Consider the following 24,858-nt stretch of genomic DNA (forward strand, 5'->3'; position numbering starts at 1 on the left):
ACAGGTTCGACGGCTGTCCGCGCCGCGGGAGGATTTCCGCGCGCACTCTCGGCACGAGGCCGGTTCACCGCGAGCCGGCCCGGCTCGAAGGGAGCGATCTCGTGTTCTTCTACCTCCTCTTCCGATTCTGGTTCACGCTCGCGCGGCGGTGTCACGCCTTCTGTCAGGCGTGGATGCCGACGAACCACTTGGTCCGCTGGCTCGACACCGACCGCGGCATCGCATGGGGCCTGCCCGTCGGAGCCGCGCTGACGCCGCTGTACTACCTGGCCATGACCTGGAGCGGCGAACACCTGAGCGCAGGCGGCACCAGCTGGTGGTGGGTGCCCACGCTGTGGGCGGCGCTCAACGCGATCAAGTTCGCCCACGTCGCCATCCGCAGCCCGTTCGTCTGGGTCTACCGCGCGGTGTGCGGTCGCGGAGCCCGTTGCCGCGACGCCGCCGTCGGCGGCTCGCCGCGTAGCTCGCCCGGTTCCGCGCGCACACCTTCCTCCTGACAACAGGACCGCCGTCGGCGTGCCCGAGAAATGGGAGAACCGCGATGACCATCCCCACTGGCCCGGCTGAGGCCGCCGTCGAACGTGGCGGCGAGCCCATGCTGCTCGGCCACTATCTGACGTACCAGGTCGCCCGCTCCAACCTCTGTGCGCTAGCCGAGGCGACCGACGCGGGGCACCTGCACGACTACTGGGACGTGCTGGACCTCATCGACTCCCTGCATCCGCCGGGCCAGCTCGCCGTCGCGCTGCCGGTGCGCTGTATCAGCCGGTACGCGATGTACACCGCCGCACGGCAAGCCATCAGCAATCTCAGCGGTTTCGGTCTCGACCCGGTCGTCCTGCTCCGTGCGGGCGAACTGCTCGACGCGAGTTGGGCCGCGGACCGCGGTGTCGTGCGGTCAGAGGCGACGCCATGACGTACGGCGACGTGGCCGGACAGCTGAGAGACTCCCTGACGGAGCTGCTCGGCCACACCCGGCCCTACTACGAACTCGGCGGCAAGCACCCCTCACGCGGTGCGCCGCTGGACGGCTTCCGCGAGCGAGCCGACCTCATCCAGCGCTACCGCGCCGTCATCCTTCTCTATGTCGCCGACCTGGCCCGTGCCTGTACCGCTGGGATGCTGGGGGACTCTCCGCGCCCCTCGACCTGGCTGCGCTGGGTCGAACGTGCCGTCCCGCAGCGCGACCAACTGCCCGGCGGGCGGCTCGCCAACGCGATCGAGCTCGGCACCGAACAAGAGAACCCCATCGTCGAGCAATGGCGGCGCGGCGCGGTCGCGGGGTTCCTCGCACGCGAGCGCGAACTCAGACCGTTGCTTGCGCAGATCACCCCCGAGCAACGGAACGTCGTCCTCAAGGACGTCACCGACGTCTTGCGCGCACTCATCCGACTGGACGACCGGCACGGACGGCTGCCCGGCTGGCAGGGGCTCGCCGGCACCAAGGGGGTCAGAACCGATCGGCCCTCACGCGCCACATCGGGGGATAACATGCGAGGGCTGAGCGCGACAACGAGGTTCTTCAACGAGTGGATCGCGCGGCAGATCACCCCTGACGGCTTCACCGTCGACCGCATCGGCTATCGGCCCGAGTCAAAGCTCGACGCAGCCGGCGGAACCGTCGACAGCGCGATCACCGCGTTGCAGAACCTCTCGGCCGTGATCGACGCGGACTTCCCGCGCCCCCTGTCACTGCGCATCCTGTTCCGATCCCAGTGGAAGCTCTCGGTACTCGCCAGCAAGCTTGCGCTGGCGGCCGGTGACACCAAGTGCGCGGCGGCCCTGACCGTCCGGGGCAACGTCTACGCCGGACTTGTCACTGCCATGCGCAACGTCAGCGGGACACTCGGTAACGGCCTGTACGCCGTCGCCTACGGCACAGTCGCCACCGACCAGGTCGCGCGGACGGCGACGATCACCGCCGAGCAGGCCTTACGACTCGTGGAGGCGCTCGACGACGTCGACCTGCGCCTTGCCCGCGCGACCCGCCAGGGCGTAGCCGACGGCCGAATGCTCGTCGCGACCGGTGAGGAGTCGCTGGTTGCAAGAGGTCCCGGTGGCGTGCGTCACTGCCGGACAGTGTTCGGCGTCATGACACCTCAGTCCAACCCCGAGTTCCATCGACAACTTTCGGTCCTGGAGCCCCAACGCCGCACGGTGCCGCCCCAGCCCGACGCGATCACCCAGCGCGCCGACTTCGCAGCGATGCTCAGGCAGCCATCTAAAGACTCCTTTGTCCCGAAGGCAGACTGGTCTGCCCGAGGGACGCGAGCGCGCGGCGCGGCGCGATGCTACCCCGTCACCTTGAGGCCATGAGTCGCATCCTCGTCGCGCCGACGGGCCATCGCCCACCAGATGCCTCGCGCCCAGGCTCGAGTGGAGGCTCGGAACGGATGGAAGGTGCCCCGGTACGCAGTACGCAGTGCGCAGTTCGCTCTTCTCATCACCCAGGACGCGCGGCCATGTCGAAGTGAAGGATTGTCCCCACCGCCTGCAAGACTCGTCCGGTAGTCGGGGTGCTGGCGGCCAACCGGTCACGCGAGCGCTCACCGAACAGGGGCCGCGGCGACGGGAGACGTGATGCGTGTCAGCAGGATCGAGTTCATGGGGTACCGGCGCCTTGCGGACACGGCGACCGCCATTGACGGCCCTATCACCGCCTTTGTCGGGTTCAACGAGGCGGGCAAGACGTCGCTGCTCTCTGCGCTCGAATGGTTCTCTATCGGCGGCGAGCTTCCCCCAACTGACGAGAACCGATCCCGTCCGCCCGCGTCCGACAATGCGTCTGTTGTGAAGGTCTTTTTCGAGTTCGAGGACGGTGACAAGAAGGCCTTCTCGTCGGTCCCGATGGACAACCCGCCTACGTCGCTTGTCCTCTACAAGAAGCGTGACGGCAGGCAAATATACGACCTTCGCCCGAATCCCCGACGGCCCGCCAGGCCGTTTGTCGTGGCTGCCGAGCGCCTCAGCACAGCAAAGGCCAAGCTTGCGTCGCAGTTTACCTCGGCCTCAGACGCGGTCGAACGCGACGCGGTCGACTGGGCCGAAACCATTTCGGAAATGCTCGCCAAGCCAGACGACGCATGGTCCGAAGAGCGTGTGGAGGACCTTATCGCGCTCTCCAAGTGGTTACAGGAAACCCCGGCCGGGCGGAAGGGGGCCAGGGACGCAAAGCTGGGCAGGATGCTAGACGAAGTCCACAGCCTGGTCGTCCAGGAACACCCGACAGACGCGGTCTGGAGCGCGGTCGAGAGCAGGGTGCCATCTTTCGTGCTCTTCAGAGATGAGGACCGCGACTTGCAGACTTCGTACCTCATACAGCCGGACAAGCGGGAAATCCCACCCGCCGTGACGCGCCTGCTTTCGATCGCGGGGCTCGATCTGGATTGCATGTGGGACTACATACAACAGCAGGATACGACCAAGCGTGAGACGGCCCTGGAGCGGGCCAACGGCAGGCTCCTAGACGTTTTTGATGCGGCATGGAACCAGAGCAAGGTCGCTGTGCGTCTTAATGTCAACAGTCAGCGACTCGAAGTGCTGATCAAGGAGCTTCACGGCAATGGTGACGTGACGAAGATGAGCGAGCGGAGCGACGGACTGAAGACGTTTGTCTCGCTGGTGGCCTTTCTCGAATCCGGCGGGCATGCGGTCCCGCCAGTCTTGCTCATCGACGAGGCAGAAACCCACCTTCATTACGACGCGCAAGCCGACCTAGTCGGAGCGCTTCTCAAGAGCGTCGATGCCGCGCAGGTCTTCTACACCACCCACTCGCCCGGCTGTCTTCCGGCAGACCTCGGAACCGGAATCAGGGTGGTCGTCCGCGACCCCGAGCACCCGGATGCCAGCATCCTCAAACACAACTTTTGGGATGGGGCCGGGCCGGGCTTCTCGCCACTGCTGTTTGCCATGGGAGCGGGCGCAGCAGCGTTTTCCATGTGTCGAAGCGCAGTGTTGGCGGAGGGCGCCTCAGACATGGTGCTCCTTCCCACCCTCATCCGGCAGGCCACAAGTCTCGACGACCTCGACTATCAGGTCGCGCCGGGTCTCGCCAATGCGCACGGTTCGGGAATCCGTGTCGAGGAGGTGGCGGCACGCGTCGTCTATCTGACAGACGGCGACCAAGGCGGTGCAGCCCACAAGTACGCCCTTAGGGCAGCCGGGGTCGACGAGCATCGTGTTTTCGCGCTGCCAAAGAACCACGCAGTGGAAGACCTAGTTAACCGGGATGACTACATTATGGTCGTGAACTCCCTCCTAGAAGCCATGGGCCAGCTGAAGCGCTTTCGCGCCTCAGATGTGACACCCGGCACGCCGATCGCGACTTGCTTCTCCAATTGGGCAAAGAGCAACCGTGTCCAGGCTCCTGGTAAGGTCGAGATCGCTTATGCACTCTTGCGGAAGGACGTTCGCCTGACGAGTCCGGGTAAACGGGCGCTCGTCGCGCTTCACAATAGGTTCGCGGCTGCTTTCGAGGAGGCGACGCCTTCGGGCGGCCGCCAATCGCGTCGCTGAGACTATGTTGAGGCAGTCATTCGCCTCGCATCGCCTGGTGTGTTCCGCGCGTAGGCTCGCCTGTGCCGGGGTACCCTTTCTGGTCCAGCGATGAGTGGGTCTCGGAGTCGCCCAGGCCTACGGTTGTGCCTCGTACTGAATCGCTCATGGGGCCGTAGTGGAGTTGTCACCGTAGAGCGCGGGGGTCTCAGGGGCAGGCTTCGTCAATATGACTGTGTAGGACGATGACGCATGGCGCGCTGTAGCCAGCTAGGCCGCGGAGGAATCACCCGCGCCTGTGTGCAACGCCGCACGAAGGGCTACACCTGAACGGTCCGGCGGCGCGCGCGGGTGACGGCGACATACAGCTGGCGTTCGATCTCCGTCTGATTGGTCAACCCGGCGGCGAGGTGTTCGGCGTCCTTCTCGATAAGGTGCACGCCAACTACGGGCCATTCACGGCCTTTCGCCTGGTGAACGGTCATCCCGGGTGTCAAGGTCGGTTGCTGTGCTCGAACGGCGATCCGTCGAAGACGGGCGTAGTAGTTGTGGTGGGCGTTCTCAGGGATGGAGCGGGGCGCTTCTGTCTTCACGATCGACACGAGCTCCGGCCAAAGAGTCTTCGCGGCGTCGGCAGCGTCGCTGGCGAGCAGAGCGATGATGTCGCCAAGTGGTGCTTCAAGGCGAGACAGCGACTGAGGGTCTGTGATTCCAAGAGTGATGAGCGCTTCGTTGAGGTAGGTGGCGGATACGCCGAACCGAGCAGTAGTCAGCGCGTTCAATAGGAGGGTTGCAGTGGCATACGGAGTGTTCCCGTTCTTCGGCTTGAATGCAAGTGGAAGAAGTGCGTCGTCGACATTCCAAAGTGGTTCCCACTGGCGCGACAGGACGACGTCCGTTTCAACGGTTGCTGCCATGGGAAGGTTGCTCGGTTGTGAGCTGCGAACCTGAGATGCGAGCGCGGCCTGTTCTTCTGTTTCCCACCGGAAGGACTGGGTCAGGGGCAATGTCGTTGCGGCGATCCTGGCGATGACGTCGGGGACGAGGTCTGGCTGTGCTCCGCGGAAGCCATAGAGGGCCTGCCAGGGATCGCCGATGAGAGTTGTGGGTATGCCTGCCTCGGTAGCGACCTCGACGATCGTGAGGTCGAGGCTGTTTGCGTCGAAGATCTCGTCGACGATGAGTGCGCTGGTGGTTTGGGCAAGGCGGCGTCGAACGCGGTCGCGCGCCCCAGGCAGGTCGAGGGCTTCCTCCAAGAGATGTCGAACGTCCTCATGGGTGCAAACGCCCGCCTGTAGTTGGGCGGCCACCTCCTCAAGCCGAAGGTGCGCACCCCGTGCCGTGCGTTGGCGATGCGTAGAAACGCGGCTTCCATCGAGAACAACGCGGACCTCAAGCACGGTCCAGAAACGCTCGAGACGCATCGTCCAGGTGTCAATGATCTCGAGGTCGGTGTGGCCTTCTGGCCAGTGGACGATCCCGCCAATGAGTAGGTCGCGAAAGAGGTCGTAGACGAGGGTGTCGAGGGTGACGATTTGATGCGGGCCGGACAGGGCGGTCGGTCCCCACGAGACTTCGACGCGATGGCGAAGCTCCGCAGTCGCGGCTCTGGTGAAACTTACGGCGACTACGCCACGGTCGTGCGGAGGTGGCGTGCGGGCATACCGGAGCGCGCCGAAGCGCTGAGCAGCGACGGTGGTCTTTCCCGAGCCGGGGTGGGCTTCGATATAGACGCGAGGGAGTGGGGTCGCGGCGGCGACAGTTTGCTGATCGGTGAGCCGAGACAGGACGGGGTCAGTCGCTGCCATCGTTCCCGGCTCCCGCAGCGGGCTCGGTAGGCCCTGCGTCGTTCGAGGCGTCGTCGGGCTCAGGTCCTGAGAGAGGCTCGATTGGGGGCTGGGGATAGAGAAATTCGAGTATCCCGGCGAGGTGGGCTGGGACGACCGGGGGAGCGTAGCCGCGCTCGGCGCGGAAGGCTTCCGCGTCGCGGGCGTCAGTTTCGCTTGCGAGCAGTAGCTCATCGGCCAGTTCGAGCGCGAACTCGCCCTTGCGCGATTGCATCGGTCCCGCGGGCTGGGCCGGCCGGTCGCCCTTGGCTTTCTTGGCGCTGCGGAAGAGCTCGTGGACTTGAGTGCTGTCCATTGTGGGGGACTCTGCGTCCCAACCTTCCATATCGAGGAGGACGGCGGTGATCAACTCTTCGTTTCCCGGGGTAACGGCAGGCTCGAGCGTCGGGTGGCTGTGGAAGAACTGCACGATGTTCGGGTCGTACTTCGACGCCCACGAAGGGAGCGAGGGGGTCTCGTGTTCCTCAAGGTCGCTGTCGCGCAGGACAGCAAGTTTCGTGCAGAGCTCCTTGCCGCGCGTTGCGAGCAGCGCAGGACCCCACTCGCCGACCTTGGTGCCCATCGCAACGATGGTCAGCGCGTCGACGAAGGCCCGCTTTTCGGCGTCGTTGGCAGCCCAGAGGTAGGCCAGTTGGCGGATGAGGGCGACCTCGGTAACCCCTTCGACCAGAAGGAGGCGCTCTGCGAACAAGGCGGACGAGCGTGATGCATCCATGTGGAGGCGCACCTTGCGCTTGTGGTCAGGTGTTAGGGGCAGGTCCTTCAGCGCGACGCTCACGCGGTGATCTCCGCGACGTCGCAGGAGGACCAGATCGTCCGGCTCGCACGCAGAGATGATGTCGTTCGCGTGGCTGGTGATGACTACCTGGATCTCGGGACGCTCGCGAACGACCTGGCGGAGATAGCGGACGAGCGCGAACTGCAGCTGAGGGTGCAGGTGGGCCTCGGGCTCCTCTATGACGACGATGGCATGGAACGGCCCGTCGGGGTAGAAGGAATCCTCCTGCATCTCGGCGACCTCGTGGGCGTCCTCGAGGATCGCACGTGCCGCTGCCGCCTCGTCTGGGTTGCTTGGGTTCGTCGGCGCGGGGCCAGGACCCCCCTCCGTTGTGGAGACGACGGGGATAGCTGTGGGATCAGGGATCGCGGCAAGTGTGACGGCGATGTGAAGCAGATTGACGTAGCCGAGGCCTGTGACTTCGAGGGGTTGGGCGTTGTCGCGTCCCTCGAGAGTGGCGAGCATGATTTCGAGGACGCGAGCGAGGTATGTGTCGTCGACGACCTGCGCACGAATGTGGGGTGTCTGGCGGGTGACTCCGGCTGTCAGGGCGTGCAGGTGGTTGGCGATGCGGGTTTCGATGTCGGCGATGATGCCGTGCTGAGTGAGGGCCTCCAGTAGGCCTGTGGCGCGGCCGCGCAGGTCGCGTAGGTTCTTGGTGCCGTCGATGCGCTGTTGCTGGGCGCGTAGCAGCTCGATGAGGGTTTGTGCTTCGCGACGAGCGAGGTCGTCGAGCGGGTTGCGGGAGGCAGGTAGGTAGACCATCCGAATGCTGTCGGCGACGCCGCGGTCTCCGATGATGGATTGGGCGCGCACTCTCCCGAGCCGGCGTTGGAACTCGCGGGTCCAGGCGCCTGCGCGGTCCCCTGGCTGCCCTGCTCCGCTGCGGTTCTGGAGGTGCTTTCCGAGCGGTCCTTCTCGTGATAGATCGGCCTCAAAGTGGTATTCGACGTCGACGCCGCGCCGGCCACGCCCCAGTGTGGCAGCTGAGAGTCGTCCCGCAGAGGTAAGCGTCTGGGGGTGCGCGAGGTACAGAGCCTCGCTGATCGTGGACTTTCCGGCCGAGTTCGCCCCGATGAGGACCGAGAACCTGCCGGGCAAGGTGCACGTCATTTGCTGATCGGCACTTGCGCGGAAGCCATCCACCGTGACCCTACTGAGGTACATCGTTCCCCTTGCGTGCTTCGCTCGTAGCGCCACATGGCGCGGTTGATGGCTGTTCGGTGGGTGGTGACGTCGCCGACGTCGCCGCCGATCACGAGAAACTCCACAGGCCGGGGAGGAGGTGTGCCCCATTCCTGCCGAGTTGAATCGATGGGACGTCCGGAGGCAAGTGTACGGACTGGTCAAGACGATGTGAGACCCCCAGACGCGTGCAAACCGTGGCAGGACGTGCGGTGTCGCCAGAGGTCAGGACCTCGACGAACGGTGCTGAGCGGGCCCGATGAGCCCCGCTCGGGGATCGCGCAGAGTAGTACTTCGCTGCTGGTCGGGTGGGCACACGGTTCTCGCATGATCGCTTGGTGCCTGGGGGATGAGTCGCGGTCACACTCGGAACCGTCGAGCTCGTCAAGTGTCGCTGGCCCGCATACCTCATTCGCTAGGATGGGTGTTGGCGGCTATCGCCTTTGGCGTTCGCCGCTCCAGCTGAGAGTCCGGCTCGGACGAGTTGCGGATCGTTTGCCCACTGGTGGCCCACGGCAGGTTCAGAACCATCGTCGATGCTGGTCAGAGTGGCGGAAGTCGCTGCTTCGAACCCAGTATCGCCCACCCATGAGGAAGGCCCTCTGACCAGCGGAAACGACGGTCGGAGGGCCTTCCTCGTTTCGCCCCGTGGGATCTGGCGCAACTCTCTGACCTGTGGTGATGCTGGTCGCACAGATCCGAGTTCTCAGTTCCAGTGCGCTAGTGAATGTTCGTAGTGCTCTCGGGGAGCCCCATCAGCGTCAGTAGTTCCCACGCCGTGTGCGCCGCTGCGAGCCCGGTGATGCCGGCGTGGTCGTACGCGGGGGCCACTTCGACGACGTCGCCGCCGACGATGTCGAGCCCGCCAAGCTGGCGGAGCACCGCGAAGAGCTCTCGTGTGGTGATGCCGGCGACCTCCGGTGTGCCGGTGCCGGGGGCGTGCGAAGGGTCGAGAACGTCGATGTCGATCGAGACGTACACCGGTCCGGATCCGAGGCGTTCACGGATCTGTGCTGCGATGCTCTGCGTCGTGCGGTCCTGGAAGGCTTCGCTGCGGATGATGTCGAAGCCGGCCCTGCGGTCGTCGTCGAGCTCGCTGGGGTCGTAGATCCCGCCGCGGATGCCCACGTGCTGGCAGTGGTCGAGGTCGAGGAGTCCTTCCTCAGCGGCTCGGCGGAACGGCGACCCGTGCCAGATGCTCGCCCCGTGGAGCACGTCCCAGGTGTCCAGGTGCGCGTCGAAGTGCAGCACGGCAAGGGGCCCGTGGACCTCGGCCGCCGTTCGAAGAAGCGGCAGTGCGATCGTGTGATCGCCTCCGAGCGCGAGGATCCTCGTGCCCCGGGCGGCGATGCGGCGGGTCTGCGAATGGATGGTCTCGACGGCCCGCTCGATGCCGTACGGGCCGACCCCGACGTCACCGGCATCGACGACCTGTCGATCCCGGAACGGGAACGCGTCATGGATCTGATGGTAGGGGTGGAGCTGGCGCGAGTGCTCACGGATGTGCGCAGGGCCGAATCGTGCGCCAGGCCGGAAGCTCGTTCCCGAATCGAACGGGACGCCCACCACCGCGATGTCGGCGTGCTCGACGTCCTCGATCCGCGGGAGCAACGCGAACGTCGCGATCCCCGCGTACCGAGGGAGGTCGCCGTCGTCACGCTGTCCGACGATCGTGCGATCTTCTCCCATGACTTCCGCCTCTCCGTCGTTCGTTGCTGGTCGGACGTCCTCTGGCGAGTGGTTCGCCGCCCTCGGCCGTGGAGGTCGGGTCCGGGCGCTCACACCAGGTCTTCTGCCGGCGCTCCCACCGTCTCGGGTGTGCGGGTCGGCTGCGTGGGGCGGCCCTGGAGGACGCCCGCGAGGAGCACCACGGCGAGGCCGGCGATCGGCACGACGAGCAGTCCGGCACGGAGGCCGGCCGTGTCGGCGATCGCGCCGACGATCGTCGGCGAGAGCAGGAAGCCCAGGCGCATGAGCCAGGACACGACCGTGAGGCCGGTGCCCTGGCGAAGGCCGGGCAGCTCGTCGGCTTCGTGCATGGCGGCCGGGACGAGGGTGGCGACGCCGAAGCCGGCGGCGGCGAAGCCGAGGATCGTGCCGGGGACGGTCGGGAACGCGAGGGCGAGACCCATGCCGACCGCGGCGACGAGGCCGCCGGTGCGGGCGACCGCGCGCTGACCGTACCGGTCGACGAGGCGGTCGCCGATGAGCCGGCCGACGAACTGGGCTCCGACGAGGGCGATGAACCCGAGCGCGGCCATCGCCGCGGGGGCGTCGAGCGAGGTGAGGTAGAGCGTGGCCCAGGAGTTTCCGGCGTCTTCGACGATGGTTCCGGTCATCGCGATGACGACGAGCGCGACGAGCACGAAGACGGTGCGCGGGCTGACGCCGCGGCGCAGGGCGGTGCGGGCCTCGTCGACGTCGGCGATCGATTCCTCGTCCCCGTCGTCGTCCTTCCCGGGCAGGCAGAAGCGCAGCGCGGTGAGGGACACCGCGGAGAACAGGATCGCGGAGATCGTCAGGTGCACGCCGATCGGGAGCTCCATCGCGATGGCGGCGGCGGCCATCGAGCCGCCGAGGACCGCGCCGATGGACCACACGGCGTGAAAGGAGTTGATGATGGAGCGTCCGTAGCGGCGTTGCACGCGCAGGCCGTGCGCGTTCTGCGCGACGTCGGTGATGGCGTCCATGCCTCCGCCGACGAACAGTCCGAGCACGAAGAGCGCCAGCGACGGCGCAAGCCCTGCCGCGAGCAGGCCGAGGCTCGTGAGGACGGTGCCGACCACGGCAACCGTCGCGGAGCCGAACCGGCGGATGAGCACCGCGGCGGCGAGACCGGCGACGATCGCGCCCACCGGGAACGCGGCGACCGAGAGGCCGTAGGCGGCGTTGCTCAGGCCGAGCTGCGCCTTGATCTCCGGGTACCGGGGCAGGAGGTTCGCGAAGAGCGCGCCGTTGGTGAGGAACAATGCGGCGACGGCGGCTCGCGCACGGCGGTCGGTCGGCAGGACGGATCTGGTCTCAGGGCTGTGCATCGGTCGCACGAGTCCTTTCGCTGGGGGAGGGGGAAGATCAGACGCCGGAGGTCTCGGCTGTCATCGCCGTTCGGATCCGTCGACGATGCGGGCGACCGCCCGCTCGACCTCGTCCGAGGTGTGCGGCTCGTCGTCGAGGGCGCGGTGCAACGTGAGGCCTTCGACGAGGGCGTCCAGCAGCCGTGCGGTCTCCGGGTCGAAGTGCTGCTCGAGCGCGGCGCGGCTGCGGGCCATCCACGCGGTCGTGAGGTGGCGGTAGCTGCTGTCGCGGGCGGCGAGGGTGTACAGCTCGTGGGTCAGCACGAGCTCGCGCGCGCTGCCGAAGACGTCGTCCCGGATGATCGCGACGACCGCCGCACGGGCCGCCTCGGGGTCGGTGGCATCGGCCATCCGCCTCTCGAACCGTTCGCTGACCGTGGTGGCGAACCGGGCGAACGCCTCGTGGAGGATCTCCTCGATGCCGTCGAAGTGGTAGGTCATCGAGCCCAGGGGGACCCCTGCGGCCTCGGCCACCCTGCGGTGGGAGGCGCCGGCGACACCCGCCTCCGCGATCACGTCGAGGCAGGCGTCGATGATCCTGTCCCGCCGCTCGGGGTCGTTGCGGCGGCCGCGTCGCGTGCCCGAGAGCCGCTCAGCGGACGGCATCGCCGTCGCCGATCCCGCGGACGACACGAGCGGGGTTGCCGACCGCGATGACGTTCGCGGGGATGTCCTTGGTCACCACGGATCCGGCGCCGACCACGGAGTTGTCGCCGATGGTCACGCCGGGGCAGACGATGACGCCGCCGCCGAGCCAGACGTTGTCGCCGAGGGTGATCGGCCGTGCGGCCTCGAGCTTGTCCCGTCGCGGCTGAGGGTCGATCGGGTGCGTGGGGGTGAGCAGCTGCACGTTCGGCCCGATCTGGCAGTCCTCGCCGAACGTGATCGTCGCGACGTCGAGGGCGGTCAAGTTGTAGTTGACGAACGTGCGCGCGCCGATGGAGATGTTCTCGCCGTAGTCCACGAACAGCGGGGGCTTCACGAACGCGCCCTCCCCGAGGTGCCCGACGAGCCTCTCGAGCAGCGGGCGCGCGGCGGCCTCGTCGGCCACCGCGGCCCGGTGGTAGGCGTCGGCGAGCTGCACGGCACGCTGCGCGATCCGGCCGCTGTCGGGGTCGTCGGCGATGTACAGATCTCCGGCGAGCATGCGCTCCCGATTCGTGCGCGGATCGCCGGCGAAGTAGTCCGTCATGACAGCCACGATAACAGGAGTGTGTACGAGCGTACCCATTATGGGTGCGCTCGTCCACCTCGCCTACACGGCCGCGGCTCGGGTGTGCTCCCTGCCCGCCACGGCGTCGTCGTCGATGGTGAGGTGTCCCTGTCCGGCGATGTCCGGCGCAGAGCCGTGCACCGGCTCGAACATGCTCGGGTAGCGACGCTCAGGGTTGAGGTTGGCGCCGAGGCCGAGGCCGGGGCCGAGGCTGCCGGCGAGGGCGCTGCCGAGGTCGGGGAGGATGTCGCCGGGCCCACGATCAGCTGCTCCGTGGCCGCGGACGCCGATGTGCTTGCAATGGCGGTGGCGGTGGCGGTAGTCGACGGCGAGCCGGAGGAGCTGGGACCATCAGGGTGACCCCGTCGGAGCGTCGGGTCGTTAGGTAGGCTCGCGTCGAGGATCACACGTGTGATGCCGGGAGGGTGGGCGATGCAGCGGCAGGTCACGGCGCTCGACGTGGCGCGCCTCGCGGGTGTCTCCCGGAGTGCGGTCTCGTTGGTGCTGAACGGGCGCGCGGGCGGGAACATCTCGGCGGAGAACCAGCGCCGGGTGCGGGATGCCGCCGCGCAGCTCGGGTACCAGCCGAACGCCACCGCAGTGGGCCTGCGCCTGCGTCGGTCCGCCACGATCGGGTTGGTCGCGGACGAGATCGCGACGTCGCCGTTCGCCGGCAAGCTGGTGCAGAGCGCTCGCGACGTCGCGCTCGAGCGGGGCTACATGGTGTTTCTCATGGACACGGGGTACGACCCGGAACGCGAGGCGGAGGCCGTGCGCCTGCTGCGGGCGCGTCAGGTGGACGCGTTCGTGTACGCGGCGATGTCGATGCGCCCCGCCACGCTCCCCGCGGGCATGGGCGACCTGCCCACCGTGCTCGCCAACTGCTTCGACGGGGCGGGCGCCGGCGTCGTGCCCGACGAGGTCGCCGGGCAGCGGGCCGCCACCCGGGCCGTGCTCGACGCCGGCCACCGCGACGTGGTCTACCTCGCGGGGGCGGAGCCGCCCGAGCGGCCGCCGGTGCCGGCCGTGGCGCGGCGCATCGCCGGGTTCGAGGAGGAGGTCGCCGCCGCCCTCGGGCCCGGAGCCGCCGCCACCGCCGTCGCCGGTGAGCCGCGCGTGCAGCGCGTGGGCTGGGACATCGACGACGGGTATCGCGCCGGGAGCCGGCTCCTCGCCCGGTCGGACCGCCCGACGGCGATCCTGTGCGCGAACGACCGTGTGGCCGTGGGCGTGGCCCTCGCCGCGGCGGCCCTCGGTCTCGACGTCCCTCGCGACCTCACGCTCGTCGGCTACGACGACGAGGAACGCATCGCGGCGCGGATGGTGCCGCCGCTGACGACGGTGGCGCTGCCGCACGCCCGGATCGGCGCGACGGCGATGGGGCTGCTCCTCGACGCCGTGGAGGACGGCGCCGTGGCCGCGCTGGGCACCGCGGTGCTCGTGGCCTGCGAGCTCATGGAGCGGGAGTCGGTCGCGCCGCCGCCCCGGTGAGCGTCCAGGGCGGCCGCGACGATCAGGGCGTGCCGGGCAGGCCCAGCCGGTGGACGGTGAGCGGGGTGTCGGCGGTGACGGTCCAGCGCTCGCCGGCGGCTGGATACGCACGCACCGTGTGCGGGACGGGGCCGGCGAAGACCTCGACCACGCTCCCGTCGACGAGCAGCCGCCCGCCCGGCACGACGTCGCCAGTCCAGACGTCCCGGATCCCCGCTGGACCGTCGAGCGCCAGCCGCACCCGGCCGGCCGTGACCGCCTCGACCTCGAACGCCGGCACCTCGACGGCGACGCCGTCGTCCGCTCGTGCCTCGTGCAGCACCTCCCGCCGCAGCCCGGCCAGCTCGGTCGCGGGCCGCGACGCGGCCCGGTCGCCGTCGAGGTACAGCTCGCGGGGGAACGTCAGGGCGCCGGCCCACCCGGCGGCGTCGACCTCGTCCTGGTCGCGCGCCTCCCAGGTCCAGCCGAGGACGAGCACGCGGTCGGGCTCCGCCAGCGCCTGCGGGGCGTAGAAGTCGGGGCCGGTGTCGAGGCGCCCGCCCGAGGCGGCGACGAAGCGCGGCGCGCCGTCGCCCTCGACCCCGCCGGCCAGCTCCGACATGTCGAGGTCGCCCACCAGCGCCGCGACGCCCCGCAGCGTGTGCCCCTCGTCCCGGTGCCAGAGCGACACGACGAGGACCCACCGGCCGCCGATCTCCACCAGCTGCGGACACTCCCAGATGTCGGCCTCGGCCAGCGCGGCGGCCGTCGACCCGGGCGGACCCTCGACGAGGACGCCTCGGTACTCCCACGCGTGCAGGTCGTCGGCGAGGTAGACCAGCACGAGCGGGGTCCCGTCGTCGAGGCCGGCCCCCTGGACCGCCCACCGGTGCCCGCCGGCACGGAACAGGAACGGGTCGCGGACCTGGTCGATCCCGGCGACCGGCGGCATCCCCTCGACGGGGACGGTCTCCGGCTGCCACGCCGTCAGCCGCGGGTCGCGCGGGTCGGCGGCCGGGGCCAGCACGACCGCGGAGTCCGTCGGGGTGCTCTCGACCGCGGTGTAGACGAGGGTGGGTACGCCGTCGTCGACCGTCGCGACGCCGCTCCAGCAGCCGGCCGCGTCGGGGCCGCCGGGGCGCGGACGCAGCGCGACGGGCTGGTGCTCCCAGGTCAGCAGGTCGGTCGAGGTGGCGTGGCCCCAGCAGATCGCGTCGTGACGAGGGCGGTCGGGGTTGTGCTGGAAGAACACGTGGTACCGGTCGGCCGCCCGCAGCAGGCCGTTCGGGTCGTTGACCCACCCGTGGTCGGGGCGCAGGTGCAGCCGGGGGAACGCGTCGAGTCGGGTGGTGGCCGGAGGGGTCACTTGCTGGCTCCTGCGGTGAGGCCCTCGTGCAGCGGGCGCTGCCCGACAAGGAACACGACGAGGGCGGGGATCATGGACAGCACGACGCCGGCGAGCACCACGGAGATGCTTCCGGTGCCGAGGTTTCCCTGGAGGGTCACGAGGCCGAGCGGCAGCGTGAAGTTCTCCTCGCTGATCTCGAGGATCAGGGGCCGGAAGAACTCGTTCCAGTGGAAGTTGAAGGCGAGGATGCCGACGATCGCCATCCCGGGCAGGGCGAGCGGCGCATACACGGAGCGGAAGGTGCGCCACGGTCCGGCCCCGTCGAGCGCGGCGGCCTCACCCAGCTCGGGCGGCAGCCCGAGGAAGTACTGGCGCATGAGGAACGTGCCGAACGCGGTGGGGATGGCCGGCAGGATGAGCGCGAGCAGGGTGTCGGAGAGGTGCATCCCCCGGATCAGCATGAAGACCGGCACGATCGTCACCTGGACGGGCACCATCATCGTGGCGAGGACGAGGGAGAACCAGAGCCCGCGGCCACGGAACTGCAGGCGGGCGAAGGCGTACCCCGCCAGCGCTGCGGTGAGCATCTGACCGACGGCGACGAGCCCCGTGACCAGGGCGCTGTTCCACACCAAGCGGGTCATGTCGATGGTCCGGAACACCTCGGCGTACGCCGTGAGGTCGGGGTCGGTCGGCAGCAGCTTCGGCGGCAGGGTGAAGGACTCCGCGGGCTCGCGCAGCGAGGTCGAGAGCGTCCAGATCACGGGCCCGAGGGTGAGCGCGGCGGCGACGACGAGCACCACGACGCGCGTGACGGCGGACGCGGACGGCGCGGCCCGGCGACGACGCCGTGGTGGCACGGGGCCCGCGGGCCGTGGGGCGGTGGCCGGCGTCGTGCCGGCGGGGGCGGCGGTGGTCATGACGCGCTCCTCACTGGTAGAAGACGAAGCGGCGGGACAGGCGGAACTGGAGCGCGGTGACGGCCATGATGAGCGCCATCAGCACGACGCCGATGGCGGACGCGCGCCCGAACTCGAGCTGTCGGAACGCGGACTCGTAGATGACCATCACGGCGGTGCGCGTGGCGTCGCCCGGCCCGCCGCGGGTGAGCACGTAGGGCTGGTCGAAGACCTGCAGCGCGGAGATGATCGACATGACGCAGGCGACGAGCATCGTCGGCGAGATCAGGGGCAGCGTGATCGTGCGCAGCAGCCGGAGGCCGGTGGCACCGTCGAGGCTCGCTGCCTCGGTGACCTCCTTGGGGATCCCCGACAGGGCGCCCACGAACAGCAGGAACGTGAAGCCGAACTGCTGCCACACGTACACGAGGACGATGACGACCTGGGCGCCCAGGGCCGTCGTCAGCCAGGGCACGCCGGGGATCCCGACCAGGGACAGCAGCCAGTTCACGACGCCGAAGTCGTCGTTGAAGAGGTAGCGCATGACGATCGACACCGACGCGGCGGACAGGATGAGCGGGAAGAAGAACGTCGACCGGAAGAAGGTGCGCAGCCACACGGGCATGCGGCCGGCGAGCAGCACCGCCAGCAGCAGCGAGACCGCGATCTGGAGCGCGACCGCGACCACGACGAAGACGATCGTGTTGGTGAACGCCACGCGGACGGTCGGGTCGGTCACGATGCCGGCGAAGTTGTCGATACCGACGAACTCGGGAGCGGTGATGATGTCCCAGCGGAAGAAGGCCAGGCCGACCGAGGCGACGATCGGCAGCAGCGTGAAGATCCCGATGCCGAGCAGGGTCGGCAGCAGGAACCAGAACGCGACGCGGCGCTGCCGTCGGTGCTGGGCGCGGGCGAGCGTGTCGGTGGCGGTCATGCGGTCCTCCCGAGGGCGGTCGTCAGGTCGCGCTGGAGCTGGGCGAGCGCGGGCGCGACCCCCTGCGGGCCGCCCGAGACGGCGGCGGAGACGTTCTTGATGAGTGCCGTCTCGACGGCGGCCTGCTGCGGCGGCGCGGGGATGGGTCCGGTGGTCGGGAACCGGTCGAGGGTGTCGTAGAAGACCGACCAGTGCTCCGGGCCGGTGTCGCGGTACCGCTCGGCGTTCACCATCGACCGCCGGGCAGGCGTGGTCGACTGTCCGGGCAGCGCGAGCTCCATCGCGGGGCGTGTGGCGCAGAACTTGATCCACTCCCAGGCGGCGTCCTTGCGCGGAGAGGTGTTCATGATCGCGTACCCGGCGGAGCCGAACTGGTGCCGCTGGGTGCGCCACCGCGGGAAGTACTGGACGTCGAAGTCGTCCGCGCCCATCCCCGCCTCGTGCAGCCCCTGGACCCAGTAGCCCCCGGCGGGGGTGGTCCCGATGCGACCGCTCGCGAACAGGCCGACGAGGGCGTTGCCGCCGCCCTCCTCGGGCCGGGACCCGAGGTCGTCGGCCACGATCTGGCGCAGGAACTCGACGCTCTCGGCGACGCGCGGGTCGTCCGCGTTGGCGTGGAGCCAGCGGTACCCCCCTCCGCGGGCGACGGCGTCGTCGGGGTAGAACCTGTCCCAGAACCAGCCGCCGCCGGGGGCCTTCTCCTCCGTGAGGAAGCTCGTGTCGTTGACGTAGAGCCACGGGACCAGGCCGCCGAACAGCCGGTTGGTCCAGAAGTAGGGCACGAAGCCGCCCCCGCGTGCGTCGCGCATCGCGCGCAGCATGCCGCGGAAGTCCTCGTGGTCCCAGTCGTGGGCGGGGCGCTCCAACCCGGCCTCCGCGAGCGCCGAGGAGTTCAGGTACATGTTGGCCGCGTTGAAGTCGACCGGGAGCTGGAACAGGCTGCCCTCGTACATGAACGACTCGACGAGGCTGGGATGGACGTCGTCGAAGTACTCCTGAAGATCGGCGGCGTCGCGCGTGACGTAGTCGTCCAGGGGCTCGGCCAGACGGGAGGCGAAGAGCTGGGCACCCTCCGTCGCCACGTTGACCACGTCCGGCGGCGTGCCGGCCGCGATCATCGTGAGGATCTTCGAGAAGAAGTCGCCCCAGTCCGCGCCCTGGATCGCCTGGATGTGCACGGGGATGTCGGGGTGTTCCTCGGCGAACGCCGCGACCAGCGATGCTCGGGAGGCGGCGTCCTGCGAGGTCCCCAGGATGGCGACCGTCAGGACGTCGCTGCCGCGCCCGGGGATGTCGGTGCCGGTCAGCCGTGGCCAGGACAGGCCGACGGCCGTGGCTCCCGCCAGGCCGAGGACTCCGATCGCGGATCGTCGGGTCAGCTCGCGGTCGAACAGGTGGTGCGGTGGCATCGTCGTCACTCCTCACACGTGTTAGGTCCTCACACGTGTGAGGACTATGCTCCGGCATGCTCGCTCTGTCAAGAGCGATCAGATGCTCCTCAACCCGCTGACCCGTGGTCGGCGGCGGGCGCCGCGCAGGTTGGAGTGTGCAACGTCGGCGAATCCACCAGGGCCAGACCCCGCGCGAGTGAGTTGCGCCCCAAGCTGCCAGGGGGCGATCGGTGAGTCGATCGGTACGATGACGCTACGGTCACGCACGATGCAAGGATCGCTCCAGTTGCGATTCAGGCTCCACGAGTTGCGAATCGTTGGCACACTGGTGGCCTACGGCAGGTCCAGAGGCATCGTTGATGCTGGTCAGGGCGGCGGAGTCGCTGCTTCGAAAACCCAGCATTCCCGACCGTGAGCAGAGGCCCGCGAGGATGCGGCGGGTTCCTCGGCAGTTGAGTCCAGCCTGCGAGGGGGTGGGCGAGGCGTGCCGGGCGCGTCGGTGCCGTCCGTGGGCACTTCACCTAGACTCTGAGTGCAGTCAGCACGACTCCACTCCGACGCGAGTCCTTCAGGTGGGAAGGGGTGGACAGGCCATAAACCGTCCAGAAACCCTCGGCCGCAGTCGGTCCCGGCTGGCCCGGATCGGTTGGCTGCAAGACCAAGAAGATGCAGGTCATCGGCACTTTTCGGCTCATGTGAGCGTGCAGTCGGACCAGGTCGGACCGGGCCCGATCTCTCCAGGGGGTCGCAGGTTCAAATCCTGTCAGCCCGACCATGTGATGTATCAGGACATCGGAAAGACCCGGACCTACGAGAGTGGGTCCGGGTCTTTCGTGGTTTCCACGCCCAGTCTCGGACCTTCTCGGTCGCGGACCCCACGTTCTCATCCTTGGCACGGGAGCGGTGATGCACCGATGCGCAGAGTCGCCGGGTGCCCAGGCGACCGGGTGCGCCGCGGGTGACGATGGCAGCGAGCGGGGCGCCACCCGACGAGCGTGGGGCACGACCGGCGCGTCGCGGACGAGTCCCACGACGACGGGAGATCCTCCATGTGCACGGGAATCCGGTTCTCGGACGGCCACGGCAGCGTCTACCTGGCACGGAACCTCGACTGGACCAGCGGCTACGGGCAGCAGGTGGTGATGACACCCACCGGGTTCGCGCCACGCTCGCCGTTCGGTGCGGTCCCCGACATCAAGCACGCGACCATCGGCATGGGCATCGTGGAGGAGTCCACGCCGCTCTACTTCGACTGCGGGAACGACGCCGGGCTGGCGGTCGCCGGGCTCAACTTCCCGGGGTACGCCCGGTACGCCACCGGACCGGTCGACGGCGCGGTCAACGTGGCGGCGTTCGAGCTCCCGCTGTGGGTGTGCTCGCAGTTCGCGAGCGTGGAGGAGGTCGAGGCGGCACTGCAGGACGTGGTGATCGTCGACCGGCCGATCAACGACAAGTACCCCAGCTCGCTGCTCCACTGGATCATCGCCGACGGCACGCGCGCGATCGTGGTGGAGCACACGGCCGACGGCATGCACGTGTTCGACGACGACGTCGACGTCCTGACGAACCAGCCCGGGTTCGCCTGGCACCACGAGAACCTGCGCAACTACCTCAACACCTCGCCGGAGTTTCCCCAGGAGGTCGCCCTGGGGAGGGCGCGGCTCGGCCCGTTCGGCTCGGGGGCGTACATGCACGGGATCCCCGGCGACTACTACTCCCCGTCCCGGTTCGTCCGCGCGGCCTACGTCAACGCGCACTACCCCACGAAGGACACGGAGGAGGAGAACGTCAGCCGCGCCTTCCACACGTTGCAGCAGGTCGCGATGGTCGACGGGTGCGCCGCGATGGGGTCGGGGGAGTTCGAGGTCACCGTCTACACCGGGCTCTTCTCGTCCCGGACGGCGACCTACTACTGGAACACGTACGACGACCCGGCCATCCGCAGCGTGGCGATGGCGGAGCACCCGACCGATGGCACGGAGCTCGTCCGCGCCTAGCTGTACCCGGTCACGACGTTGGTTGCAGGCGGCTGATCGGCGGCAGGCCGTCGAGGGCTTGGTGGCGACGTCGGGTGTTGTAGTACTCGATCCAGGGTGCCAGTGCCGCGGCTCGTTCGGCGTTCGACGTAAAGACCTGCCGGTAGGCCCACTCGGTGGCCAGGGTGCGGTTGAGGCGTTCGACCTTGCCGTTCTGCCAGGTGCAGTGCGGCCGGATGAACTTCTGCCGGATGTCGTGAGCAGCGCAGACCCGGCGCAGTGACCAGCGGTAGGCCCACGCGTTATCCGTCATGAGGCGTTCGATCCGGGTGATGCCGCGGGTAGCGAAGTAGCCGATCGCGCGTTCAAGGAACGCGGCGCAGGTGGGCCCCTTCTCGTCGGACAGGATCTCCGAGTAGGCCAGGTGGGAGTGGTCGTCCACCAGGGAGTGGACGTAGTCGTAGCCGATCTTGTCCGTCCGGCTGCGGGTCTTCTCGCGGTTCTCGCGGCCGTGGGCACGCCAGCCGCCACCGTCGGGAATGCGGCCGAGTTTCTTGACGTCCATGTGGACCAGCTCGCCGGGTCGGTCGCGTTCGTAACGGGTCGTGGTCGTCCTGGAGGCGCGCAGGCGTTCACCGGTCATCGGGTCCAGGTCGGCCAGGTGCGGCAGGTGGTGACGGGCCAGGACTCGCGAGACCGTCCGGGCCGGCACGCCGAGCTCGGCCGCGATCCAGTCCCGTCCGCGTCGCTCGCGCGTGCGCACCGTGACGATCTGCGCCTCGACCTCAGTCGGCGTTCTGGTCGGGCAGTGGTGCGGGCGTGAGGACCGGTCGGCCAGGCCGGCCTCGCCCTCGGTGGCGAACCGGACCAGCCAGTAGCGCACCGTCTTGCGTGAGATGCCAATCGCCGCGGCGATGTGGGCTTGCTTCCAGCCATCACGGCGACGTTTGACGATCAGCTTCCCGCCGCGTGGACGGTGAGGCGGGCGTTAGCGTGGGACACGAGGACCTCCGGGTGGTGAAGACTTCGACATCTCCACTAAGCCCGGGGGTCCTCCCTCACGCCAACAAGAACGGCACCAACGTCCTGGCCGGGTACACCTAGCCGGGCGAGCAGCGGGCCTTGCCGCGCGCGGTGCTCAGCCTCGAGGTCGATGCCGAGGTGCCGACGGCGATCGAGGTCGGCGATCTGCTCGTCGCGACGACGGAGCGGTTCGTCGGGCCGACGAAGACCAAGGTCCGGCGCCGGGACGCGGTCGACGGCGTGCGGCACGCGGGCGGCACCGTGCACGTGAGCGTCAGCACCCGCCCGATGGTGTGCGGGATGACGTTCCCCGCCGAGACGGCCGAGGTCGGACGGGCCGCCGTCGACTGGGCCGCGACCAAGGACCGGTCCAGCGCTCAAGAGCTCGCCTCCTACGTGGCGTCCGTCCGCGATCAGATGCATCAGGTGCAGGCCGCGACGGTGGCCGCTGCCGCCCACGCCGGCCCGCCGAAGATGCCGCGCAAGGTCACGGGTGGACGGCGCGGACCGTCTCCATCGTCCGCGCCTCGGCGACCCGACGTGGGTGGTCAGTCCATGAGGTCGGCGGGCCGGCCGGAGGGCCGTGAGGTCGACGCGCCGGGGAAGTCCCGGTTCTTGAGGGCCCCTCGGACGACCGCTACTGTCCTGGATGCTTGCTGGACGTCTGCACGATTCACACTCGAGAATCGAGGGTTCAGAAATGGGAAGACGGCTTTCGGAACGTTGTCCTGGTAGCACCGCCCCGAGGCGGAGGTCGCGACGAGCGATCCCCCTCGTCCTGGCACCGGCACTCTCGTTGCCGCTGGTCCTCATCGCAGCCTCACCATCGAGCGCGCAGACGTCATCCGACGACTGCGCGCAGTTTTCTTATCCGGGGGACCCCGCCTTCGTCGCGGCGAGCCCGGACGAGGTCGACGCCGCGCGGGCCAGCTGGGAGACGCCGGAGTACGGCTTCTTCACCGGCCACAACCCGGCGTCGCCCGGCACGGCCATCGACGCCCCGTGGCAGATGGCCGCGGTGAACGCGTCCAGCGCCTACGCCCTGGGGTACTGCGGGCAGGGCGTCACGCTCGGGATGATGGACTCCGGCTACCGGACGACGCACAAGGCGTTCCAGACCCCCCTGATCCAGCCGGTGACGGGGACCGGCGTCTACGGGACGTCCGGGTTCGGGTACCGCGGCCTGAACCCGTCGAACCCGTTCCACGCGGGCGAGCCGTTCACCGTGGCCGGCGACCAGGCGAACCCGAGCGACTACTCGCACGGGACCGGCATGCTGGGGGTCACCTCCGGCCTGCGCGACGGGAAGGAGCAGCACGGCATCTCCTTCGGGTCGACGATGGCGGTGGCCAAGACGGGTGGGTCCGACAGCCAGTCCCACGGTCCCTTCCACGACTACGTCTACTGGTCGACGGCGAACAAGGCGCTGGTCGACGCGGGCGCGGAGGTCATCAACAGCAGCTGGGGCTCCTACGTCCAGACCATCGACCGGACCCGCTACGACGGGCTGGGGAACGACCTGGGTGTCGACGGGAACCTCGCCCACGCCTACCAGGTGAGCGGCAAGGACAGCGTCAACCCCACGGCGATGAGGACGGTGCTCCCGAACGAGTACCAGAAGGACCTCGAGTACCAGTACTTCCTGTTCAAGAAGAGCTACTCGAAGGACGGGATCCAGTACAACCCCGACCACCCCGGACAGTCCTTCATGGACGCCATCTGGGACGCCATCAAGGACAGCGGCACCGTGAACGTGAGGTCGGCGGGCAACAACGACTGGAGCAACCCGTTCTACCGCCCGGCGTACCCGTTCTTCACCCCCGCCGCGGAGAAGCAGTGGGTGGCGGTCGGCGGGGTCCAGGCGCCCACGGAGGCCAACCCCGAGTACACGAAGCAGTACGGGTTCAACGAGGCGGGGCTCGCCAAGTGGTGGTCCGTCTCGACACCGTCGAACAGCGTCCGGACCACGAGCAGCGCCGGGGACACGAACTACTCGAACTCGAGCGGCACCTCGCCGGCCACCCCGGTGGCGACCGGGGTGATGGGCGTGCTGCTCTCCCGCTTCCCGGACATGGACCCCATGCAGGTGCGCGACGTCATGCTCACCACGGCGAACAACAGGATGACGGACGGCACGCGGTTCCTCGGCACGGGGCAGACGTCGCCCACCGGGGAGTCCATCGCCTGGACCGCGCCCGACGGGCTGCCGGACGACCGGTGGGGCTGGGGGATCCCCGACCTGGCCAAGGGCATCCAGGGACCGGGCCAGCTCCTCGGCCCCCTGACCTACACCCAGGACGAGGCGCCGCTGGACGTCTGGTCGAACGACATCGGCCAGCGGGCGATCACGGAGCGGGAGCGGGAGGACCGGGCGTGGCTGGCGGGCTACGAGAAGGAGGGCATCTCCTTCGCCGGGGAGTTCGGCCCCAACGTCCTCAAGGCGGACGGCTCGCTCGACGAGCAGGCGTTCGTCGTCCAGGGCCTCCTGAACGACCCGGCGGTCCAGGCCGTCACGAACGGTCACCCTGAGATGTACGACAAGATCAGCCACGCGGACGCCGTCGCGTGGCGCACGGAATGGATGGACGCTCGTGCGGCCTCTATCCGGCACAAGATCGCCGACGGCCTCTACGAGGCCTCGCTGACCAAGCGCGGCGCCGGGACGCTGATCCTGACCGGCGACGACACGTACCGGGGCGGGACGACGGTCGACGGAGGCACGCTCGCCGTCGCGGGCACGCACGCCGGCTCGGTCGACGTCGAGCGCGGCACTCTCGGCGGCAGCGGTGCCGTGGCCGGCAGCGTCGAGGTCGGCTCGGGCGTGCTGAAGCCGGGCCTGTCCGCCGCGGAGGCCGAGAGGGCGAAGTCCGTGAGCGACGCCGACGTCGCCACCGGCGACGTCCTCGAGGTCGGCGGTGACGTGACCGTGAGCAGGTCGGGTCGGGTGGCCATCACCGTCTCCGGCGACGACGAGCACACGAGCGTGCGGGCCGGCGGCGACCTCGTCCTCGACGGCGAGCTCGAGCTGGACGTCCGTGGGCGCCTCACTCCGGGCACCGTGCTGACGGTCATGAGCGGCGATTCGGTCCGCGGCAGGTTCCACGCGTTGCCGCAGGGGCGGGTCCTGAACGCGGGCGGCCACCTGTTCCGCGTGTCGTACCAGGGTGGTGACGTGACGCTGACGGTCCTCCGGTCGTTGCCCCACCAGGGTCGATAGGCAGGA

18 protein-coding genes and 2 pseudogenes are annotated in these 24,858 nt (G+C 68.8%); 8 read left to right on the forward strand and 12 right to left on the reverse strand.

Annotated features, from left to right (window positions below):
- Positions 1–101: 101 nt before the first annotated feature.
- The 4 genes from ACFWDO_RS07325 to ACFWDO_RS07340 all read left to right on the forward strand — a co-directional run bounded on the left by ACFWDO_RS07325 (position 102) and on the right by ACFWDO_RS07340 (position 4,515).
- Positions 102–497 (forward strand): hypothetical protein, encoded by a 396-nt coding sequence (locus tag ACFWDO_RS07325; RefSeq protein WP_380320336.1) that lies wholly within the window; start codon positions 102–104, stop codon positions 495–497.
- A gap of 44 nt (positions 498–541) precedes the next feature.
- A complete protein-coding gene (locus tag ACFWDO_RS07330) occupies positions 542–916 on the forward strand; it encodes a hypothetical protein (RefSeq protein ID WP_380320339.1) in 375 nt (124 codons plus the stop codon).
- Positions 913–2,316: a hypothetical protein gene (locus ACFWDO_RS07335; protein ID WP_380320342.1), complete on the forward strand. Its 1,404-nt coding sequence runs from the start codon at positions 913–915 to the stop codon at positions 2,314–2,316. Before ACFWDO_RS07330 ends, ACFWDO_RS07335 begins: the two co-directional genes overlap by 4 nt.
- 264 nt (positions 2,317–2,580) lie before the next feature.
- Positions 2,581–4,515 (forward strand): AAA family ATPase, encoded by a 1,935-nt coding sequence (locus tag ACFWDO_RS07340; protein WP_380346872.1) that lies wholly within the window; start codon positions 2,581–2,583, stop codon positions 4,513–4,515.
- A 299-nt stretch (positions 4,516–4,814) separates the two neighbouring features.
- Here ACFWDO_RS07340 and ACFWDO_RS07345 read toward each other — a convergent pair whose 3' ends face one another.
- From ACFWDO_RS07345 to ACFWDO_RS07375, 7 genes and pseudogenes are all read right to left on the reverse strand, one after another.
- Complete coding sequence (locus ACFWDO_RS07345; protein ID WP_380321242.1) at positions 4,815–6,302, reverse strand: UvrD-helicase domain-containing protein; 1,488 nt, start codon at positions 6,300–6,302, stop codon at positions 4,815–4,817.
- Complete coding sequence (locus tag ACFWDO_RS07350) at positions 6,289–7,935, reverse strand: ATP-dependent endonuclease (RefSeq protein WP_380321239.1); 1,647 nt, start codon at positions 7,933–7,935, stop codon at positions 6,289–6,291. The genes ACFWDO_RS07345 and ACFWDO_RS07350 overlap by 14 nt, the downstream gene beginning before the upstream one ends.
- Before the next feature lie 1,089 nt (positions 7,936–9,024).
- Complete coding sequence (gene speB, locus ACFWDO_RS07355) at positions 9,025–9,993, reverse strand: agmatinase (RefSeq protein WP_380321236.1); 969 nt, start codon at positions 9,991–9,993, stop codon at positions 9,025–9,027.
- 89 nt (positions 9,994–10,082) lie between these two features.
- On the reverse strand, positions 10,083–11,339 hold the full coding sequence (locus ACFWDO_RS07360; protein ID WP_380321233.1) for an MFS transporter: 1,257 nt from the start codon (positions 11,337–11,339) through the stop codon (positions 10,083–10,085).
- 60 nt (positions 11,340–11,399) lie between these two features.
- Positions 11,400–11,984: a TetR/AcrR family transcriptional regulator gene (locus tag ACFWDO_RS07365; protein WP_380321230.1), complete on the reverse strand. Its 585-nt coding sequence runs from the start codon at positions 11,982–11,984 to the stop codon at positions 11,400–11,402.
- Positions 11,971–12,570, reverse strand: coding sequence for a sugar O-acetyltransferase (locus tag ACFWDO_RS07370; RefSeq protein ID WP_380321227.1), 600 nt, complete (start codon positions 12,568–12,570; stop codon positions 11,971–11,973). The genes ACFWDO_RS07365 and ACFWDO_RS07370 overlap by 14 nt, the downstream gene beginning before the upstream one ends.
- 126 nt (positions 12,571–12,696) lie before the next feature.
- Positions 12,697–12,840 (reverse strand): annotated as a pseudogene (locus tag ACFWDO_RS07375) (isocitrate/isopropylmalate family dehydrogenase); the annotation flags it as partial.
- Between the two features lie 183 nt (positions 12,841–13,023).
- Between ACFWDO_RS07375 and ACFWDO_RS07380 the strand changes: the two are divergent.
- Positions 13,024–14,082: a LacI family DNA-binding transcriptional regulator gene (locus ACFWDO_RS07380; RefSeq protein ID WP_380321224.1), complete on the forward strand. Its 1,059-nt coding sequence runs from the start codon at positions 13,024–13,026 to the stop codon at positions 14,080–14,082.
- Positions 14,083–14,104: 22 nt separating this feature from the next.
- On the opposite strand, the gene ACFWDO_RS07385 is transcribed toward ACFWDO_RS07380, so the two are convergent.
- Genes ACFWDO_RS07385 through ACFWDO_RS07400 form a run of 4 tightly spaced genes read right to left on the reverse strand, consistent with a single transcriptional unit; the run spans position 14,105 to position 18,654 of the window.
- Positions 14,105–15,427: a glycoside hydrolase family 32 protein gene (locus ACFWDO_RS07385; RefSeq protein ID WP_380321221.1), complete on the reverse strand. Its 1,323-nt coding sequence runs from the start codon at positions 15,425–15,427 to the stop codon at positions 14,105–14,107.
- A complete protein-coding gene (locus ACFWDO_RS07390) occupies positions 15,424–16,329 on the reverse strand; it encodes a carbohydrate ABC transporter permease (protein WP_380321218.1) in 906 nt (301 codons plus the stop codon). The genes ACFWDO_RS07385 and ACFWDO_RS07390 overlap by 4 nt, the downstream gene beginning before the upstream one ends.
- 10 nt (positions 16,330–16,339) lie before the next feature.
- Positions 16,340–17,245, reverse strand: a complete 906-nt coding sequence (locus ACFWDO_RS07395; RefSeq protein ID WP_380321215.1) for a carbohydrate ABC transporter permease — start codon at positions 17,243–17,245, stop codon at positions 16,340–16,342.
- A complete protein-coding gene (locus ACFWDO_RS07400) occupies positions 17,242–18,654 on the reverse strand; it encodes an extracellular solute-binding protein (RefSeq protein WP_380321212.1) in 1,413 nt (470 codons plus the stop codon). The genes ACFWDO_RS07395 and ACFWDO_RS07400 overlap by 4 nt, the downstream gene beginning before the upstream one ends.
- 1,031 nt (positions 18,655–19,685) lie before the next feature.
- Here ACFWDO_RS07400 and bsh point away from each other — a divergent pair.
- On the forward strand, positions 19,686–20,633 hold the full coding sequence (gene bsh / locus ACFWDO_RS07405; protein WP_380321209.1) for a choloylglycine hydrolase: 948 nt from the start codon (positions 19,686–19,688) through the stop codon (positions 20,631–20,633).
- 10 nt (positions 20,634–20,643) lie between these two features.
- Here the strand turns inward: bsh and ACFWDO_RS07410 are convergent.
- A pseudogene (locus ACFWDO_RS07410) lies at positions 20,644–21,614 on the reverse strand (IS481 family transposase).
- 120 nt (positions 21,615–21,734) lie between these two features.
- On the opposite strand from ACFWDO_RS07410, the gene ACFWDO_RS07415 reads away from it, so the two are divergent.
- Both ACFWDO_RS07415 and ACFWDO_RS07420 read left to right on the forward strand, forming a co-directional pair.
- A complete protein-coding gene (locus ACFWDO_RS07415; RefSeq protein ID WP_380321206.1) occupies positions 21,735–22,370 on the forward strand; it encodes a hypothetical protein in 636 nt (211 codons plus the stop codon).
- Positions 22,371–22,431: 61 nt separating this feature from the next.
- Complete coding sequence (locus tag ACFWDO_RS07420; protein ID WP_380321203.1) at positions 22,432–24,852, forward strand: S8 family serine peptidase; 2,421 nt, start codon at positions 22,432–22,434, stop codon at positions 24,850–24,852.
- Positions 24,853–24,858: the final 6 nt, after the last annotated feature.

The organism is Isoptericola sp. NPDC060185 (genome assembly GCF_042728595.1).
Lineage (GTDB): Bacteria > Actinomycetota > Actinomycetes > Actinomycetales > Cellulomonadaceae > Isoptericola.

What these genes read in the sequence shown, in the direction of transcription:
- ACFWDO_RS07370 (WP_380321227.1), bottom strand. Translation starts at nt 12,570, where the DNA reads ATGACGGACTACTTCGCCGGCGATCCGCGCACGAATCGGGAGCGCATG.
- ACFWDO_RS07380 (WP_380321224.1), top strand. Translation starts at nt 13,024, where the DNA reads ATGCAGCGGCAGGTCACGGCGCTCGACGTGGCGCGCCTCGCGGGTGTC.
- bsh (WP_380321209.1), top strand. Translation starts at nt 19,686, where the DNA reads ATGTGCACGGGAATCCGGTTCTCGGACGGCCACGGCAGCGTCTACCTG.
- ACFWDO_RS07390 (WP_380321218.1), bottom strand. Translation starts at nt 16,329, where the DNA reads ATGACCACCGCCGCCCCCGCCGGCACGACGCCGGCCACCGCCCCACGG.
- speB (WP_380321236.1), bottom strand. Translation starts at nt 9,993, where the DNA reads ATGGGAGAAGATCGCACGATCGTCGGACAGCGTGACGACGGCGACCTC.
- ACFWDO_RS07365 (WP_380321230.1), bottom strand. Translation starts at nt 11,984, where the DNA reads ATGCCGTCCGCTGAGCGGCTCTCGGGCACGCGACGCGGCCGCCGCAAC.
- ACFWDO_RS07345 (WP_380321242.1), bottom strand. Translation starts at nt 6,302, where the DNA reads ATGGCAGCGACTGACCCCGTCCTGTCTCGGCTCACCGATCAGCAAACT.
- ACFWDO_RS07400 (WP_380321212.1), bottom strand. Translation starts at nt 18,654, where the DNA reads ATGCCACCGCACCACCTGTTCGACCGCGAGCTGACCCGACGATCCGCG.
- ACFWDO_RS07360 (WP_380321233.1), bottom strand. Translation starts at nt 11,339, where the DNA reads ATGCACAGCCCTGAGACCAGATCCGTCCTGCCGACCGACCGCCGTGCG.
- ACFWDO_RS07335 (WP_380320342.1), top strand. Translation starts at nt 913, where the DNA reads ATGACGTACGGCGACGTGGCCGGACAGCTGAGAGACTCCCTGACGGAG.
- ACFWDO_RS07395 (WP_380321215.1), bottom strand. Translation starts at nt 17,245, where the DNA reads ATGACCGCCACCGACACGCTCGCCCGCGCCCAGCACCGACGGCAGCGC.
- ACFWDO_RS07330 (WP_380320339.1), top strand. Translation starts at nt 542, where the DNA reads ATGACCATCCCCACTGGCCCGGCTGAGGCCGCCGTCGAACGTGGCGGC.
- ACFWDO_RS07340 (WP_380346872.1), top strand. Translation starts at nt 2,581, where the DNA reads ATGCGTGTCAGCAGGATCGAGTTCATGGGGTACCGGCGCCTTGCGGAC.